We start from the raw sequence: 14381 nt of genomic DNA, 5'->3' as shown, positions 1-14381 counted from the left end.
ACTTGCCCCGGAGCGCTGCTTCGGGGCCCTTTTATTTCTGGGCGATGAATTTTGAAGCGCCTAAAATCGCGATGCCTGTCAACAATCCCCAAAACGCGCCGGAGATACCAAAAAAACTCACGCCTGAAGCCGTGATCAAAAAGGTGACGGCAGCGGCATGTCGGTCGGCTTCGGCTTTTAAAGCGCCGAATGCCGCGGCGGCGAAGGCTCCAATAAGCGCTAGGCCTGCGACCGCTTCAACCAAAATGGCAGGTGCCAGGGTTATAAAGGTGATCGCCAATCCGGCAAATAGTCCGAATATAATATAGACCACACCAGTGATGATCGCGGCCCAATAGCGCTTGTCTTTATCTGGGTGCGCATCGGGGCTGGCGCACATGGCGGCGGTGATGGCAGCAAGGTTTACTGCATGGCTGCCGAAGGGGGCAGCAAGGGCTGAGAAAAGTCCGGTTGCGGTGAACAGTGGTCCGGCGGGGGTGTCATAGTGATTGGCTTTCAGGACGGCCATCCCGGGAATATTTTGGGATGCCATAGTCACCAGAAATAGCGGTAGACCAAGGGAAATGATGGTTGCGAGGTCAAAGATGGGGGCGGTGAAAATGATGCGAGGCATCAGTGCTTCGCCAAGTTTACTCATGGTATCGACAGGCAATTCAACGCCAAATGTGATCACTAGAATAAAGGCAAGAAGCGCTGCAGGAACCGCCATCAATTTATTGAAGAAACCCACTATTAGCCATGCGAGAGCAATAGGCAGTCCAAGCATTGGGTCGAACCCAATGGCTTTGATGGGGGCAAAACATAAAGGCATCAAAATGCCTGCCAGCATGGCGTTGGCCAAGGAAACGGGTAATTTTTCAACGGCGCGGCCAAAGGGTCGAAAAACGCCGGAAATGATGATCAGGATGGCGCAAAAAAGAAATGCGCCAATCGCGGCGTTAAACCCGCCAGCCAATTGATCGGAGTTGATCATCAGGGCTGCACCGGGGGTCGACCATGCGACGGAAATTGGCATTTTTCGCTGCAGACTTAGGATGATCGCGCACACGCCCATGGCAATGCTCATCACGGTCAAGCCGCTTGCTGCTTGTTCCGGGCTGGCACCAACCGCGAGCAGGCCTTGCAATACAATTGCGAACGAGCTGGAAAAACCGACAAAGCCGGTAATGAGCCCAATAATTAGAGCTTGGGGTGAAAAGTCACGGAGCATAATGAAGCACTTTGAAATTTAAAAAGTCAGTTGAATTCTTGGAATTGGGGAAGATCGTCGCCGATGACTAGCCAGTCGGCTTTTGATTTTACGAAGATGTGGTGGGTGGGTTGAATAAAGGGCTGATCGATGAGCGTGCCTAATGTGACGTGCGCATAGGTCCCATCGCGTACCAGCGAAAACAGCAGCGAGCCGCATTTGGCGCAGTGGGCATCGTGATTAACTTCGTCTCCGAATACCAAAATTGCGTCTTTTGGTTTATCAAGGACCAGTTTTTCTATTTTGATGCCGGCGAATGGTTTAAAGGCTGATCCTGTTGCCCGTTGGCAATTATTGCAATGGCAAATCATCGCATACTCAAATTCATCTGCAACGCGGTAAGAAACATCGCCACATAGGCATTTGCCATTTAGGAGATGGGGTGCGGACATTGCTTCAACTTTTGTTGTGGATCAACCAAACTTGAAAAAACATAGCGATCAATTTGTCGCTTGCCTACAAAAATTAAGCAAAAGCTAGGGTTTTGAGGTCCATTTGTGATTTAAAACTTGCCCTTTTGGCCAATCGGCCTTAAAGCACCGCTCAAGAGATGAATTCCCTATAGATTGGATCTTTACAATGGCTTTGCGCAATATTGCCATCATCGCACACGTTGACCATGGCAAAACAACGCTTATCGACGTTCTGCTTAAGCAGTCTGGTTCATTCCGCGACAATCAACGCGTTGAAGAGCGGGCAATGGACAGCAATGATTTGGAACGCGAGCGTGGCATTACCATTCTTGCGAAGGTGACTTCCGTTGATTGGAAAGACACACAGATCAATATCGTTGATACACCGGGCCACGCCGACTTTGGTGGTGAGGTTGAGCGTATCTTGAACATGGTGGATGGCGCGATCATTTTGGTCGATGCGGCTGAAGGCCCAATGCCTCAAACCAAGTTTGTTTTGGGCAAGGCGCTAAAAATTGGTTTGAAGCCGATTGTGGCGATCAACAAGATCGACAAGTCTGACGAACGGCATGAAGAAGTGCTGGACGAGATTTTTGACCTGTTCGTGTCTTTGGACGCAAATGAAGAACAGCTCGACTTTAAAGTGCTTTATGGTTCCGCCAAGCAAGGCTGGATGGCAGAAGAGCCTACAGGTCCGCAAGAAAGCATGACCCCGCTTTTAGATATGGTGCTTGACCATGTTGAAGAGCCTCATGTTGAAGAAGGCCCGTTCCGGATGTTGGCGACCACGATTGAATCTAACCCATTTTTGGGTCGGATTTTGACCGGTCGTGTTTTGTCTGGCTCTCTTAAGCCAAATGATGCTGTGCATGCCTTGTCGAACGATGGCAAAATCATCGAGCGCGGCCGCATTTCTAAAGTTTTGAGCTTTCGAGGCCTTGAGCGTGTGCCGGTTGAAGAAGCTAATGCGGGCGACATTGTTGCCATTTCTGGTTTGGTTACGGCAACTGTTGCTGACACGATTGCAGCACCGGGTGTAACCGAAGCGTTGCAAGCGCAGCCGATTGATCCACCAACATTGTCCATGTCGTTCCGTGTAAATGACGGACCATTGGCTGGTCAAGAAGGCGATAAAGTTCAATCACGCGTCATTCGCGACCGTTTGTTTGCAGAAGCTGAGGGCAATGTTGCGCTTAAAGTTTCTGACGGCGAAGAAGGCGACGGCGACAGCTATGAAGTAGCTGGTCGTGGCGAATTGCTTTTGTCTGTTTTGATCGAAACCATGCGTCGCGAAGGCTTTGAATTGTGCCTTGGTCGTCCAAAAGTGGTTTACCGCGAAATTGACGGTGAGCGTTATGAGCCGATTGAAGAAGTCATCATCGATGTTGATGAAGAATTCTCTGGCCCAGTTGTGCAAAAACTTGCAGAGCGCAAGGGCGATCTGATCGAAATGAAACCATCTGGTGGCGGACGCACACGGCTTGTGTTCCATGTGCCAACTCGCGGTTTGATCGGTTATCAGCCTGAACTGCTTTCTGACACACGCGGTACTGCAATCTTTAACCGGGTGTTCCATGAATATGCACCTTACCGTGGTAAAATGCAGGGTCGTCGCACAGGCGTTCTGATTTCAAACGGTTCTGGCAAGTCGGTTGCTTTTGCGATGTTCAACCTTGAAGATCGTGGACCGATGATTATTGATCCAGGTGTTGATGTTTATACCGGCATGATTGTTGGCGAGCACTCTCGCGGCAATGATTTGGAAGTGAACGTATTGAAGGGCAAGCAGCTCACCAATATGCGTGCTTCTGGTAAAGACGAAGCGGTTAAGTTGACCACACCAAAGAAAATGTCCTTGGAGCAAGCTTTGTCGTACATCGCTGACGATGAATATGTTGAAGTGACACCAAAGAGCATTCGTATCCGTAAAATCATGCTCGATCCGCATGATCGTAAACGGGCATCTCGGGCTTCTGCAAAAGCAGGCTGATCGCTCATTAATCTGAAATTATTTAACGGCGCTGGATGAATAATCTGGCGCCGTTTTTGTTTGCGCTTTTAGAGGGAGCACGAGCTCTTGTTCAATGGCCATGTGGCGACGCAAACTTTCAAAAAACCCGCGCAACATATAGCCTGTGGCGTCTGCGGTTTGCATGGGCTTGCCGGTTCCATAGGATGCTAAAACGTCGCGCACTTCTTCGCCAAAGCACAGGTCTTCGTGATGTTCAATTTTTAGCCGTTCAAAAATTGCGGCCTGCTCGTCAGCGCCCTTAATGAGCTTCTTAAGCGCGGGAAACAGCGTTTCCTCCTCATATTGATGCGCCTTTTTTAAAATTGGCTCAATTGCCCGCGCTGTGGAAACGCAAACGTTGCGATCAACTTTATCAGGTAAGGCATCAGCAATTTCTTCTAGACGGTCGCAAAGTGCATGCTTGTCGTGATGGTTCTTGCGCAAACCTGCCAACAAGTCGTCGATGCGTGGATTGGACATTTTTGGCGTTCTCTCCCTGCAGATGGACGATTAAACCCCAAAAAAAATAGGTCCTCCGTTCAAGCGTCCAAGCTTTGTAATTGCCGTGGGACATTTGGCCACAAGTGACAAAAGACAACCTTGACCTAGATCAACGTGCTCTGCTCTAAACAAAACTAGATTGCTTTTCGAATGCAAAGGGGCGCTCGCGTTCTTTTGGGCAAAATGCGAGAGATATTGCGGGGACTATATGAAGAATTTGGGCTGGACTATCGTCTTGGGGCTGGCGGCTTTGTTGGCCGTGTTTGCCGCAGCGTTTGGGCAAGATCAACTTTATCAAACCCATGCTTGGGTTTTGGCAGCAGCAACTGGTATTGGCGCGATTATAATGTTGCGTCGCGTGGGTGTTGCTGGCGAAGGGCCAGGCGACAAATCTGGATATTTGGATGAGCCGATTAAATTCGGCGTTATCCTGACCACGTTTTGGGGTTGTGTTGGTTTTTTGGTTGGGGTTATTGCCGCTTTGCAGTTGGCATTTCCCGAGCTTAACATTGAACCTTATTTGAACTTTGGTCGTGTGCGTCCGTTGCATACCTCAGCAGTGGTTTTTGCTTTTGGTGGCACAGCGCTAATCACATCAAGTCTTTATGTGGTGCAACGCACCTGTCAGGCGCGTCTGATTTCGGACACGCTAACGTGGTTCGTTTTTTGGGGCTATCAATTGTTCATCGTTATGGCCGCGACAGGCTATTTGTTGGGCAGTACCCAGGGTCGCGAATATGCGGAACCTGAATGGTATGTTGATCTATGGCTGACAATTGTGTGGGTCGGGTATCTAATCCTGTTCATGGGCACGCTGATCAAGCGTAAAGAGCCTCACATTTATGTGGCGAACTGGTTCTATCTGGCGTTTATTTTCACCATCGCAATGCTGCATGTGGTCAACAACCTTTCCATGCCGGTCTCTCTTTTGGGCTCAAAAAGCTATTCGGCTTTTGCAGGTGTCCAAGATGCGTTGACCCAGTGGTGGTACGGCCATAATGCGGTTGGGTTTTTCCTAACAGCGGGCTTCTTGGGTATGATGTATTATTTCATGCCCAAACAAGCTGAGCGTCCGGTTTATTCCTATCGCTTGTCGATCATTCACTTCTGGTCACTGATCTTCATGTATATTTGGGCTGGTCCTCACCACTTGCACTATACTGCGTTGCCAGATTGGGCGCAGACATTGGGTATGGTGTTCTCCATTATGCTTTGGATGCCTTCTTGGGGCGGTATGATCAACGGTTTGATGACGCTATCGGGCGCGTGGGACAAGTTGCGGACCGATCCGATTATCCGCATGATGGTGATCGCGGTTGCGTTCTACGGCATGTCGACATTTGAAGGACCAATGATGTCCATCAAAGCGGTAAACGGTTTATCACACTATACTGACTGGACCATTGGTCACGTTCACTCCGGTGCGCTTGGTTGGGTGGGAATGATCAGCTTTGGCATGATCTACTTCCTCGTGCCAAAATTGTGGCATCGTGAGCAGCTTTATTCGCTTAGAATGGTCAACTGGCACTTCTGGCTCGCAACGCTTGGCATCGTGATTTATGCCGCTGTTATGTGGGTGTCTGGAATTACCCAGGGCTTGATGTGGCGTGAATATGATGCTGAAGGCTTCCTTGTTTACTCGTTTGCTGAATCAGTTGCTGCATTGAAACCTTACTATGTGCTGCGTGCTGTTGGCGGAGCGATGTATCTGGTTGGTGGTTTGGTGATGGCGTACAATGTGTACATGACCATCAAGGGCAAATCTCGTAATGAAAAACCCATCGTTGTGGCACATGCCGCTTCAGCCCAACCTGCAGAATAGGGGAGAGATCTAATGGGACTTTTAGAGAAGCACGGCGTGATCGAGCGCAATGCCACCCTATTATTGGTTGGTGGTCTGGTGGTTGTTTCAATTGGTGGTATCGTTGAGATCGCACCATTGTTCTACCTGGAAAACACGATTGAGAAGGTGGAGGGGATGCGTCCTTATTCACCGCTCGAACTGGCGGGACGTAACATTTACATTCGTGAGGGATGTTACAATTGTCACTCCCAAATGATCCGTCCTTTCCGGGACGAAGTGGAACGTTATGGGCATTATTCACTGGCGGCGGAAAGCATGTATGACCATCCGTTCCAGTGGGGGTCAAAACGTACCGGGCCAGATTTGGCGCGGGTGGGCGATCGCTATTCTAATGAATGGCACGTTCAGCATTTGACCAATCCACAATCGGTGGTGCCTGAAAGTATCATGCCTTCATATGGTTTCTTGGCAAAAGCTGAGCTTGGATATGAAAATATCGGCGACCATCTGATTGCGAACCAGCGTGTTGGTGTGCCTTACACCGATGAGATGGTGGCCAATGCTTATGCTGATATGTCAGCCCAAGCTGACCCGGATGCGGATTGGGAAGGCGTTGAAGCACGTTATCCAAAAGCTGTTTTTGGCGACTTTGATGGCGACCCGACAAAGCTAACGGAAATGGATGCGCTGGTCGCCTATATGCAAATGCTGGGCACGCTGGTGGATCTGAGTGCGTATAACGCTGAAGCAAACTATCGATAGGAACCGATTATGATTGATTATGATAGTTTTCGGCACTTTGCCGATAGTTGGGGCCTTCTTTACATGCTGGCGGTTTTTGTTCTGGTGATCTTGTTTATGTTTCGCCCGGGCGCAAAACGGCACGCTGAGACAGCCGCGCAAATTCCACTAAAAGATGATCGCAAGCCTGCTGGAGAGGAATAGGTCGATGAGTGATAAGAACGAAATTGACGATATCTCTGGTGTTGAGACAACCGGGCACGAATGGGACGGCATTAAAGAGCTGAACAATCCATTGCCGCGTTGGTGGCTCTGGACTTGGTATGCTTGTATTGCTTGGTCGCTTGTTTATGTGATCTTGTTTCCGGCCATCCCCTTAATTAAAGGGGCAACGCCCGGTCTACTTGGTTATTCAAGTCGTGGTGAATTGGCAAAAGATGTTGCTTTGGCGACAGAAGCCAAATCAGGGTTTGTGAACAAAATCGAAGCCATGGACGTTGGCGATGTGCTGCTTGACGAGGACCTTCGCCGGTTTGCGGTGCAGGGCGGAAAGTCAGCCTATAAGGTTTACTGTTCACAATGTCATGGCGCGGGTGCCGCCGGTGCTGCTGGTTTCCCCAACCTGAATGATGATGACTGGCTTTGGGGTGGCACAATTGAAGACGTTTATGCCACCATCTCGCACGGTGTGCGTTATGAAGCGGATGAAGATACGCGAATTTCAGATATGCCAGCATTTGGCGAAATATTAGAAACTGCTGAAATTCGTTCTACAGCCGACTTCGTTGCCAGCCTTTCAGGTATCGAGCATGATGAAACTCATGTTGCCGACGGCAAGGTGCTGTTTGAAGAGAATTGTGCGGCATGTCACGGTGAAATGGGTGAAGGTATCCAAGAGCTAGGTGCGCCAAATCTTAAAGATGCGCTGTGGCTTTATGGCGGGACAACCGATTTGATTGCTCAGCAAATTTCGGCACCAAAACACGGTATGATGCCTGCTTGGCAAGAACGTTTGGGCGATGCAACGGTTAAACAATTAGCTGTTTATGTCCACTCCCTTGGTGGTGGCGAATAGCGACACGAATGTTCCTTGGAGGGAACTAAGCCCCGGGGCTGCTTGAAAAAGCGCCCCGGGGCTTCTTTTATTCCGGTACGGATTTACTAAGCAGCTTGCGCTTGGCTAAATCGATTTGCGAGATCAGTTACATGTTGGCCCAACAGTTTGGCTGTTTCTAAATCTGAATTGGATGGACCATGTTCGGGGCCCTGATCAGCATTTGACTGCGCCATCGCGCCAAGGGAACTTCCAAGGCGATTTACGTCATCAACTGAACCGGTGGATGAATTGTTGCCTGGCGCCAAACCAAGTGGCACCCAAAGCATACCATGTTGTGCCGCCAACACAGACAATTGCTGCAATGTAGAATGCTTGTCGCCATTTTGGCTTGATGAGTTGGTGAAGCCAGCTGCAAGTTTATTATGCCAGCCCCGCTCTGCCCACACTTTTGAGGACTTGTCCGCGAAAGTTTTAAACTGGGCAGAAACGCCGCCCATATAGGTGGGTGAGCCAAAAATGATGGCGTCTGCTGCGGCCAAAGTATCCCAATGCTCGTCGACGTCATCCACTGGAATTAGATCGACTTGGTCATTGGTGTTTGCTGACGCGCCATCGCGGACTGCTTCTGCTTGTTTTTGTGTGTGGCCGTAGCCGGAGTGATAAACGACTGCAATTTTTGACATGTTAAGCTCATTTGTTGTTTGTTCGTGCAATGCCGTTGCGTGTGCATTGATCGGCTTGCTTGACAATAAAATGCGCATTAGTATAAAAATCGCAAGAAGGCACTATTTTGTATTGTAGATACAAAAAGTATACCATCAGATTTGGTGAAATGAAATTTGGTCAGGATTTTAGGGCGTTTGTGCGGCCTTGTTCGGCAATTTGCTCAGGAGAAAAAAATGTGCGATTTGAAACATCATGCAGGTGTTGAACTGCCAGAGGGTTTTAGTGATCACGATAGAAGTGAACTATGCCCAGTAGTTTTTGCCATTTCGAACCTTGGTGGAAAGTGGAAATTGATCATCACCCATAGCCTAATAGATGGCCCCTTGCGGTTTGGGGAACTGCGCCGCGCGATCCCAAATGTAACGCAGCGTATGTTGACGCTCACACTGCGGGAGCTTGAAGCGGACGGGATCGTTCATCGTAAAGTTTTTGAAGTTGTGCCGCCCCATGTTGAATATTCGCTAACCGAATTGGGTTTGAAGCTTGAACCAGTAATGGACAGTTTGCGCGATTGGGGACGTGCCAATTTAGCCGCAAAAGTTGAGGCTGCGGCTGCCGCATAGGCTGTTGGATTTTATTTGATATCGGCGATTTTGCGTAAGCATTGGCGCAAGGTTTCAAACTCGTCTTCGCCTAATGCTGTTCGATACTTTGCTTCGATATCACGTTTGATTTGATTGGCAGCGGCAAAGGCCTGCAATCCGATTTTGGTAAACTGGACGATTTTGGCCCTTCTGTCTTTTGGGTCAGGCACGCGCTCGATCACGCCATCATGTTCCAACTTATCCAGTAATTGCTGTACCGCTTGCTTGGACATCAGCAAATTGGCTTGCAGCTTAGATTGGTTGATGCCGATCGGCCCGATATGCATGGTCACTGCGCCAGGCGCACCCGCGTACCAATTATGACCCAGCGCGACCATTTGATCCGTTAGCTGCTGTTTCCAACTTGTTGCCGCTTGCCAGAGGTCGAGGCCAATATGATCAATTAGAGCTGCTTGCGGTTGTTCAGTCAAGTTTCTTGACTTTCTGTGTTGTTCAATATAGTCAAGAAACTAGACGATATGGCAGGTAGGGGCAAGGCGTAGATTGGCGAAAAGCAATTGGCCCAAGCGCTGCGGTGTTGACGGACTTTTCGCGCCCGCGCATTTGCCAACTTCAGTTGTAAATTCAAATATAGGACACGTATGTCAGAGCAAAATATAAGTTCCGAAACAATCCGCGTACTGCTTACGGGCAACAGCGTTTATTTGCGGACCATTGAAGGCAAAGAGGGCCATGTTTATTATCATCCATCGGGGATGGCCTATATGCAGCATTTTGAACATGGGCTGTTAACCGGACCTTGGCAACTCCACAACGATGGATATAGCGTTGTTTGGGACAAGTTGGGTGAAGTGGTTTGGTCCCTCCATTACGCGCCGGGTGAAATTGCCTATCATGACAAGTCTGGCGCCAAACGTGCCACAGTGACCAAAATCATAGTAGGCGATGTGGAAAAGCTTGGTGATTAGGTTTTAAACGTCAAAATAGTTTGCTCGGACATCAATAATGCAGCGCTGGCGCGAAGATTGAGTAACTTCGTGCGGCGCAAATTCTGCTTCAACTTGGTCCAAACAAAAAATCGCTTTTTGCAACATAACTCTAGATTTCTCAGGAATTGAACTGGCACTATATTGGCCAACCATTTGGTCAATTAGGCGTACATAGAATTGCTTGAGAAATATCGCGTCCGGCAATCCAGTGCGGGTGCAAATCCCATAGGTCCCGTCCAAAAAGTGTTGCCAAGTTGCCTCCAGCTGATGATCATCGAATGCGGCGATCAGTTCAGGAAAAACGCCAAGAATTTCCTTGCCCCCTGGGCTGCTGGCCAATGTTGTTTTCGTTGCTTCAAATTGAGTGGTGAAAGCTTGCTTTGCATCAGCCTCGTTGGTGATGTTTGTGTTTTGCAACAGGGTCAGCCAATCTAAGCCTGATTTGGGATAAAATTGAAGCGCGCAATTTTCTTGATGAACGCCGATGTAAGACGTCACTTCCATATTCGTCTCAAGTTGATATGAGGCATTTGGCGTGATTTTATGCGCTTGCATTTGTGCGAATTCGTCTGTGGAGCAATCAGCACGGGCGCAGAACTCTGCGGCCTCGTAGAAATTTGAAAACAGATAGGGCAACAACATTTTTCGGCCTCATACGAGTTGAACTGCATAATTACTAGCATACTTTCTGGATGATATAGTTCGGCAATGGCCGAATTATTGCTGTACTGCGAATATAATTGCCATTGACGCTTCGCCAATTGCAATGCTGGGCCGCTGACGAAGGTTCCTTCAAATTCGCGTAAGAGATGCGGACAGGCCATGCATTTTCATTCATTCCTCCGGCGATCGATTGTCAAAAGGATGTGAAAATGGTTTTGGAAATTTTAAAGAACGTGCCGGTTTGGGTTTGGCCGCTTCTGGTCTTGTTGCTCGCATTGGGGTTTCGCGCCACAAAGCAACGCACCATGCCGGTTGTTTTGATGTATTTTGTGCCTCTTTTAGGTGTGCTTTCTGTTGGGGGCATGTTGGATTTGCCAAACCCCGCGCTGGTTTGGGCGCTGTTTGCGATCACCTATGGAATAGGTGCGCTGCTGGGTTTTGCTTGGCAGAAAAACTGGCTGATGTCGGTAGATGGCAATTGCGTGCAGGTAAAAGGCGAGTGGGTGACGATGATCACCATATTGATCATCTTTTCCTCCAATTTCATCAATGGATTTTTGAGCGCGCTTGCACCTGAACTGCTGGTTCAGCCTTTACTCTATCTAGGCCTTGTTGTGGTCAAAGGTGTCATTTCAGGCATATTTGCCGGTCGTGCTGTTCGCGTTTGGACCTTCGTGCGAAACAGGGGTCGAATTCAAAATATTGATTTGAGCGAACATGCCTAATCTCGCGGCATGTCCAGTTTCCACTGCAAATTGGCTTTTACGCTGGGCCATTCGCTGGGGATGATTGAATAAACGGCGGTGTCGCGCACGGTGCCGTTGGGCAGGACTATGTGACGCCGCAACACGCCGTCCAGTTTTGCGCCCAAACGCTCAATTGCGCGCCGGCTTTGTTGGTTCATGAAATGGGTGCGAAATTCCACGGCGATTGCATCCAGCGTTTCGAACGCATGGGTGAGCAGCAATATTTTGCACTCGGTGTTCAACGGTGAGCGCTGCACGGATTTAGCGTACCAGGTGGAGCCGATCTCTAGGCGTTTATTGATATTATCGACGTTCATATAGGTGGTCATGCCAACGGCTTTACCGCTAGCTTTGTCGATGATCGCAAAGGGCACCATGCTGCCGCTTTCTTGGAGCGACAGGTGTTGGTCGATCTTGGTGCTGATATCTTGAGGTTTGGGCACCGCCGTATACCAAAGCCGGTGCAATTCGCCGTCAGCGGCAGCTTCTTCTAAATCTTGAGTATGCTCATGGGAAAGCGGGACGGCTTTGACGTGCTCGCCTTCCAGTTCGATAGGCTCAATCCATTTGTTCATTTGATGTGTCCTTTTTATTTAGATTGTCCCGCAGCCACATCACGATGCCGAAAATAGAAATGATGATCCAGAAGAATTCAATTAGGGCAGAAGCCAAATTGAAATTGAAATAGAGCGACGCACCGATGAGCACTGAGCCAATTAGATTGATGATCGGGAACGCCAGATCAGTTGCACTCATCATGCGCAGTTGGGTCAAAAAATAGGCAAGCACCACCATAAGCGTGCCGAACGAGCCGACATAATCAATCCAAGTTATCTGGGCAAACGCGTCAAACATATATGTGTTTCTCGAAATATTGGATCATGAGGTTGGACCTGCATCAAAGCCCACAAATTATATCTACGCCAGCACTTTTTGCAGTCATACGGGAAAGATGGAGTTCATTGAATGCGACGTAAACGCGAAGTGATTTGCGGGACGAACAAGATTGCGCCAAGGTTGAAACGGGAGAACCTATGGCCGAAATCATTATTGAACTAACTTCTGAAATAACTTGCCCGAAATGCGCGCACAAATCGGTCGAGCAAATGCCCACCGATGCGTGTCAGTATTTTTATGACTGCAAATCGTGTGGTGAAGTATTGAAGCCGCTGGCGGGTGACTGCTGTGTTTATTGTTCATATGGAACGGTGCCTTGTCCTCCTATTCAAGAGGGCAAGGCGTGTTGTTAGCCTAGATCATATAGTTTTAGCGATGAACTTAGCGCCCAATTTGCCCGCGCAGTTATTTCACCTTTTGTAGGCATTTCGACGGCACCGATTGCCCGTCTGATTTGTTGATCGCCGACAAGCAATGCAAGATATGTTTGTGCCGCTTCTAGAACTTGCTTTTGATCCAAACTACTAAATTTTGAAAAGTTCTCCACGATGAGTGGGAATATTGTTTCTTTTCCCGATTGGGAAAGCGTCTTGCCCAGTTCACCACTTTGGTCAGCTGCGGCTGCTCGGTTGAGCGCGATCGCACGGCTGCCAAGTAGCAGCTCCAAGAGGAGCGGGCCTAGCTGAGATAGGGTGTCATGCGGTGAACGGTCTTTTTGCAAAGCCTCGTCGAGCAGTTGGCTAACCTTCTTGGCATTCTGCTCGATGAGCACCCGAAACAAGCCCTGTTTGTCGCCATACCAATTATAAAGCGTTTCGTTGGATGCGCGTGCGCGTTTGGCTATCGCGAGCATAGATGTGCCCAAATAGCCCTTTTCTTCAATGAGTGCATAGGCGGCTATCTCAATTGCTTGCTGCTTTTGCAGTTTTTTTTCGTCGCGCAAGTTCTTGCTCCTAGGGGTTGACAAATCCGTACACCAAATTACATATAGATGCAACCGTACACCAAATTACACTTTGGAGATTAAACATGAATGAAGATAAACACCCTGTTGCAGCATTGGCGATGTTGATTGTTTTACAGGTCATTATGCTTGCGGCGCTGTTTGCTAAAGTGCCCCCGCATCCACCAACTGTTATTCCGATTTCAGGAATTGGCCCGTTGGTTGGCGTTTCGATAGGTGTCGCATTGGCGGCAATGCTGGTTGGCCCGAATGAAGGGTGGGTCGGGAAGGTGCTGTCTGGGGTGGCTGTTCTTTTGGCGCTGATCTCGTATGGTCCACAAAAGTATATCGACCCACAGTTCCCCCTAATTTGGCCAGCGGTAGTCGCTGCTCAAATCGCAGCCATCACCATATTGTGGAGCCTATTTCGATCAAAATCGGCGCGTGCTTAAAGCTCCCCCGCCGTTTGGCGGGGGAGGTTGGTGTTTTATTCTGCTGGGAAAAGGCTCAACAATTCGCCATATCCTTCGGCTTCCATTTGCGCGCGGGGGATGAACCGCAACGATGCTGAGTTGATGCAGTAGCGTAGGCCGCCTTGGTCGACTGGTCCGTCATTGAATACATGGCCGAGATGGCTATCGCCGTCTTTCGAGCGCACTTCGGTGCGGGACATGCCAAAAGTGGCGTCGGTTAACTCAGCCACATGCTCCGCGATGATGGGGCGGGTAAAACTTGGCCAGCCGCAACCCGCGTCAAATTTATCCGACGATGCGAACAATGGCTCACCGGACACGATGTCGACATAAATCCCGATATCGTCTCGATCCCAAAACTCATTTTGGAACGGGCGCTCGGTACCATTTTTCTGGGTGACGCGAAACTGTTCGGGGGTGAGGTTTTGAATTGCAGCATCAGTTTTTTGGTAATTTTTGGTCATCGTTGAAAAGGGCCCTTCTAATCTGCAACATGACGTTGAATATGCAACATAATCATGCTGGTTTGATGCTTCAAGAAAAACTGACAACAACTCTTTTGCACTAAAGTGTGATATCCCGTTGATGCGGGTGCAACAGGCAAGCCTGCGACAGGCTGTCCC

The 14381-nt window shown here is 49.1% G+C and carries 20 protein-coding genes; 10 read left to right on the top strand and 10 right to left on the bottom strand.

The window, feature by feature from the left end; translation table 11 throughout:
- Nucleotides 1-31 precede the first annotated feature (31 nt).
- Both ACSHWX_RS13205 and ACSHWX_RS13200 read right to left on the bottom strand, forming a co-directional pair.
- Nucleotides 32-1210 carry a benzoate/H(+) symporter BenE family transporter gene (locus ACSHWX_RS13205; protein ID WP_435668693.1) on the bottom strand — a complete coding sequence of 393 codons (1179 nt, stop codon included), beginning with the start codon at nucleotides 1208-1210 and terminating at the stop codon, nucleotides 32-34.
- 26 nt (nucleotides 1211-1236) lie between these two features.
- Nucleotides 1237-1641, bottom strand: a complete 405-nt coding sequence (locus ACSHWX_RS13200) for a GFA family protein (RefSeq protein ID WP_435668692.1) — start codon at nucleotides 1639-1641, stop codon at nucleotides 1237-1239.
- Between the two features lie 187 nt (nucleotides 1642-1828).
- Here ACSHWX_RS13200 and typA point away from each other — a divergent pair, with 187 nt between their 5' ends.
- Nucleotides 1829-3652 (top strand): translational GTPase TypA, encoded by a 1824-nt coding sequence (typA, locus tag ACSHWX_RS13195; RefSeq protein WP_435668691.1) that lies wholly within the window; start codon nucleotides 1829-1831, stop codon nucleotides 3650-3652.
- Between the two features lie 18 nt (nucleotides 3653-3670).
- On the opposite strand, the gene ACSHWX_RS13190 is transcribed toward typA, so the two are convergent.
- Nucleotides 3671-4153 carry a hemerythrin domain-containing protein gene (locus ACSHWX_RS13190; RefSeq protein ID WP_435668690.1) on the bottom strand — a complete coding sequence of 161 codons (483 nt, stop codon included), beginning with the start codon at nucleotides 4151-4153 and terminating at the stop codon, nucleotides 3671-3673.
- A gap of 229 nt (nucleotides 4154-4382) precedes the next feature.
- Here ACSHWX_RS13190 and ccoN point away from each other — a divergent pair, with 229 nt between their 5' ends.
- From ccoN to ccoP, 4 genes are read left to right on the top strand one after another with little or no spacing between them, the layout of a single operon-like run.
- Nucleotides 4383-5996, top strand: coding sequence for a cytochrome-c oxidase, cbb3-type subunit I (ccoN, locus tag ACSHWX_RS13185; RefSeq protein WP_435668689.1), 1614 nt, complete (start codon nucleotides 4383-4385; stop codon nucleotides 5994-5996).
- A gap of 12 nt (nucleotides 5997-6008) precedes the next feature.
- Complete coding sequence (ccoO, locus tag ACSHWX_RS13180; protein WP_435668688.1) at nucleotides 6009-6740, top strand: cytochrome-c oxidase, cbb3-type subunit II; 732 nt, start codon at nucleotides 6009-6011, stop codon at nucleotides 6738-6740.
- A gap of 9 nt (nucleotides 6741-6749) precedes the next feature.
- Nucleotides 6750-6923 carry a cbb3-type cytochrome c oxidase subunit 3 gene (locus tag ACSHWX_RS13175; RefSeq protein WP_435668687.1) on the top strand — a complete coding sequence of 58 codons (174 nt, stop codon included), beginning with the start codon at nucleotides 6750-6752 and terminating at the stop codon, nucleotides 6921-6923.
- A 4-nt stretch (nucleotides 6924-6927) separates the two neighbouring features.
- Nucleotides 6928-7794, top strand: a complete 867-nt coding sequence (gene ccoP, locus ACSHWX_RS13170; RefSeq protein ID WP_435668686.1) for a cytochrome-c oxidase, cbb3-type subunit III — start codon at nucleotides 6928-6930, stop codon at nucleotides 7792-7794.
- A gap of 86 nt (nucleotides 7795-7880) precedes the next feature.
- On the opposite strand, the gene ACSHWX_RS13165 is transcribed toward ccoP, so the two are convergent.
- The gene (locus ACSHWX_RS13165; RefSeq protein ID WP_435668685.1) at nucleotides 7881-8459 is read right to left on the bottom strand and encodes a flavodoxin family protein; all 579 of its coding nucleotides are present in this window, start codon (nucleotides 8457-8459) and stop codon (nucleotides 7881-7883) included.
- Between the two features lie 216 nt (nucleotides 8460-8675).
- On the opposite strand from ACSHWX_RS13165, the gene ACSHWX_RS13160 reads away from it, so the two are divergent.
- On the top strand, nucleotides 8676-9065 hold the full coding sequence (locus tag ACSHWX_RS13160) for a winged helix-turn-helix transcriptional regulator (protein WP_435668684.1): 390 nt from the start codon (nucleotides 8676-8678) through the stop codon (nucleotides 9063-9065).
- A gap of 11 nt (nucleotides 9066-9076) precedes the next feature.
- Here ACSHWX_RS13160 and ACSHWX_RS13155 read toward each other — a convergent pair whose 3' ends face one another.
- On the bottom strand, nucleotides 9077-9517 hold the full coding sequence (locus ACSHWX_RS13155) for a MarR family winged helix-turn-helix transcriptional regulator (protein WP_435668683.1): 441 nt from the start codon (nucleotides 9515-9517) through the stop codon (nucleotides 9077-9079).
- 171 nt (nucleotides 9518-9688) lie between these two features.
- On the opposite strand from ACSHWX_RS13155, the gene ACSHWX_RS13150 reads away from it, so the two are divergent.
- On the top strand, nucleotides 9689-10015 hold the full coding sequence (locus ACSHWX_RS13150) for a hypothetical protein (protein ID WP_435668682.1): 327 nt from the start codon (nucleotides 9689-9691) through the stop codon (nucleotides 10013-10015).
- Between the two features lie 3 nt (nucleotides 10016-10018).
- Here the strand turns inward: ACSHWX_RS13150 and ACSHWX_RS13145 are convergent, their stop codons facing one another.
- Nucleotides 10019-10678 (bottom strand): DUF6058 family natural product biosynthesis protein, encoded by a 660-nt coding sequence (locus ACSHWX_RS13145; protein WP_435668681.1) that lies wholly within the window; start codon nucleotides 10676-10678, stop codon nucleotides 10019-10021.
- 230 nt (nucleotides 10679-10908) lie between these two features.
- On the opposite strand from ACSHWX_RS13145, the gene ACSHWX_RS13140 reads away from it, so the two are divergent.
- Nucleotides 10909-11424, top strand: coding sequence for a hypothetical protein (locus tag ACSHWX_RS13140; RefSeq protein WP_435668680.1), 516 nt, complete (start codon nucleotides 10909-10911; stop codon nucleotides 11422-11424).
- Here ACSHWX_RS13140 and ACSHWX_RS13135 read toward each other — a convergent pair.
- Both ACSHWX_RS13135 and ACSHWX_RS13130 read right to left on the bottom strand, forming a co-directional pair.
- Entirely contained in the window at nucleotides 11421-12020 is a 600-nt protein-coding gene (locus ACSHWX_RS13135; protein WP_435668679.1) for a GNAT family N-acetyltransferase, read from the bottom strand. The genes ACSHWX_RS13140 and ACSHWX_RS13135 overlap by 4 nt on opposite strands.
- A complete protein-coding gene (locus ACSHWX_RS13130) occupies nucleotides 12004-12300 on the bottom strand; it encodes a CBU_0592 family membrane protein (protein WP_435668678.1) in 297 nt (98 codons plus the stop codon). The genes ACSHWX_RS13135 and ACSHWX_RS13130 overlap by 17 nt, the downstream gene beginning before the upstream one ends.
- 179 nt (nucleotides 12301-12479) lie before the next feature.
- On the opposite strand from ACSHWX_RS13130, the gene ACSHWX_RS13125 reads away from it, so the two are divergent.
- On the top strand, nucleotides 12480-12695 hold the full coding sequence (locus ACSHWX_RS13125) for a GDCCVxC domain-containing (seleno)protein (protein ID WP_435668677.1): 216 nt from the start codon (nucleotides 12480-12482) through the stop codon (nucleotides 12693-12695).
- Here ACSHWX_RS13125 and ACSHWX_RS13120 read toward each other — a convergent pair.
- Nucleotides 12692-13285: a TetR/AcrR family transcriptional regulator gene (locus ACSHWX_RS13120; protein ID WP_435668676.1), complete on the bottom strand. Its 594-nt coding sequence runs from the start codon at nucleotides 13283-13285 to the stop codon at nucleotides 12692-12694. The two genes, ACSHWX_RS13125 and ACSHWX_RS13120, sit on opposite strands and share 4 nt — an antisense overlap.
- Nucleotides 13286-13371: 86 nt before the next feature.
- Between ACSHWX_RS13120 and ACSHWX_RS13115 the strand changes: the two genes are divergently transcribed.
- Nucleotides 13372-13737, top strand: coding sequence for a hypothetical protein (locus tag ACSHWX_RS13115; protein WP_435668675.1), 366 nt, complete (start codon nucleotides 13372-13374; stop codon nucleotides 13735-13737).
- Between the two features lie 35 nt (nucleotides 13738-13772).
- Here ACSHWX_RS13115 and msrB read toward each other — a convergent pair whose 3' ends face one another.
- Nucleotides 13773-14222, bottom strand: a complete 450-nt coding sequence (gene msrB, locus ACSHWX_RS13110) for a peptide-methionine (R)-S-oxide reductase MsrB (RefSeq protein WP_435668674.1) — start codon at nucleotides 14220-14222, stop codon at nucleotides 13773-13775.
- Between the last annotated feature and the right edge of the window lie 159 nt (nucleotides 14223-14381).

The organism is Maritalea sp. (assembly GCF_051251695.1).
Classification (GTDB): domain Bacteria; phylum Pseudomonadota; class Alphaproteobacteria; order Rhizobiales; family Devosiaceae; genus Maritalea.
This window is presented reverse-complemented; position numbering and strand designations above follow the sequence as displayed.

Coding starts and splice junctions, on each gene's coding strand:
- ACSHWX_RS13205 (WP_435668693.1), bottom strand. CDS start 1,210: ATGCTCCGTGACTTTTCACCCCAAGCTCTAATTATTGGGCTCATTACC.
- ACSHWX_RS13200 (WP_435668692.1), bottom strand. CDS start 1,641: ATGTCCGCACCCCATCTCCTAAATGGCAAATGCCTATGTGGCGATGTT.
- typA (WP_435668691.1), top strand. CDS start 1,829: ATGGCTTTGCGCAATATTGCCATCATCGCACACGTTGACCATGGCAAA.
- ACSHWX_RS13190 (WP_435668690.1), bottom strand. CDS start 4,153: ATGTCCAATCCACGCATCGACGACTTGTTGGCAGGTTTGCGCAAGAAC.
- ccoN (WP_435668689.1), top strand. CDS start 4,383: ATGAAGAATTTGGGCTGGACTATCGTCTTGGGGCTGGCGGCTTTGTTG.
- ccoO (WP_435668688.1), top strand. CDS start 6,009: ATGGGACTTTTAGAGAAGCACGGCGTGATCGAGCGCAATGCCACCCTA.
- ACSHWX_RS13175 (WP_435668687.1), top strand. CDS start 6,750: ATGATTGATTATGATAGTTTTCGGCACTTTGCCGATAGTTGGGGCCTT.
- ccoP (WP_435668686.1), top strand. CDS start 6,928: ATGAGTGATAAGAACGAAATTGACGATATCTCTGGTGTTGAGACAACC.
- ACSHWX_RS13165 (WP_435668685.1), bottom strand. CDS start 8,459: ATGTCAAAAATTGCAGTCGTTTATCACTCCGGCTACGGCCACACACAA.
- ACSHWX_RS13160 (WP_435668684.1), top strand. CDS start 8,676: ATGTGCGATTTGAAACATCATGCAGGTGTTGAACTGCCAGAGGGTTTT.
- ACSHWX_RS13150 (WP_435668682.1), top strand. CDS start 9,689: ATGTCAGAGCAAAATATAAGTTCCGAAACAATCCGCGTACTGCTTACG.
- ACSHWX_RS13145 (WP_435668681.1), bottom strand. CDS start 10,678: ATGTTGTTGCCCTATCTGTTTTCAAATTTCTACGAGGCCGCAGAGTTC.
- ACSHWX_RS13140 (WP_435668680.1), top strand. CDS start 10,909: ATGGTTTTGGAAATTTTAAAGAACGTGCCGGTTTGGGTTTGGCCGCTT.
- ACSHWX_RS13135 (WP_435668679.1), bottom strand. CDS start 12,020: ATGAACAAATGGATTGAGCCTATCGAACTGGAAGGCGAGCACGTCAAA.
- ACSHWX_RS13130 (WP_435668678.1), bottom strand. CDS start 12,300: ATGTTTGACGCGTTTGCCCAGATAACTTGGATTGATTATGTCGGCTCG.
- ACSHWX_RS13125 (WP_435668677.1), top strand. CDS start 12,480: ATGGCCGAAATCATTATTGAACTAACTTCTGAAATAACTTGCCCGAAA.
- ACSHWX_RS13115 (WP_435668675.1), top strand. CDS start 13,372: ATGAATGAAGATAAACACCCTGTTGCAGCATTGGCGATGTTGATTGTT.
- msrB (WP_435668674.1), bottom strand. CDS start 14,222: ATGACCAAAAATTACCAAAAAACTGATGCTGCAATTCAAAACCTCACC.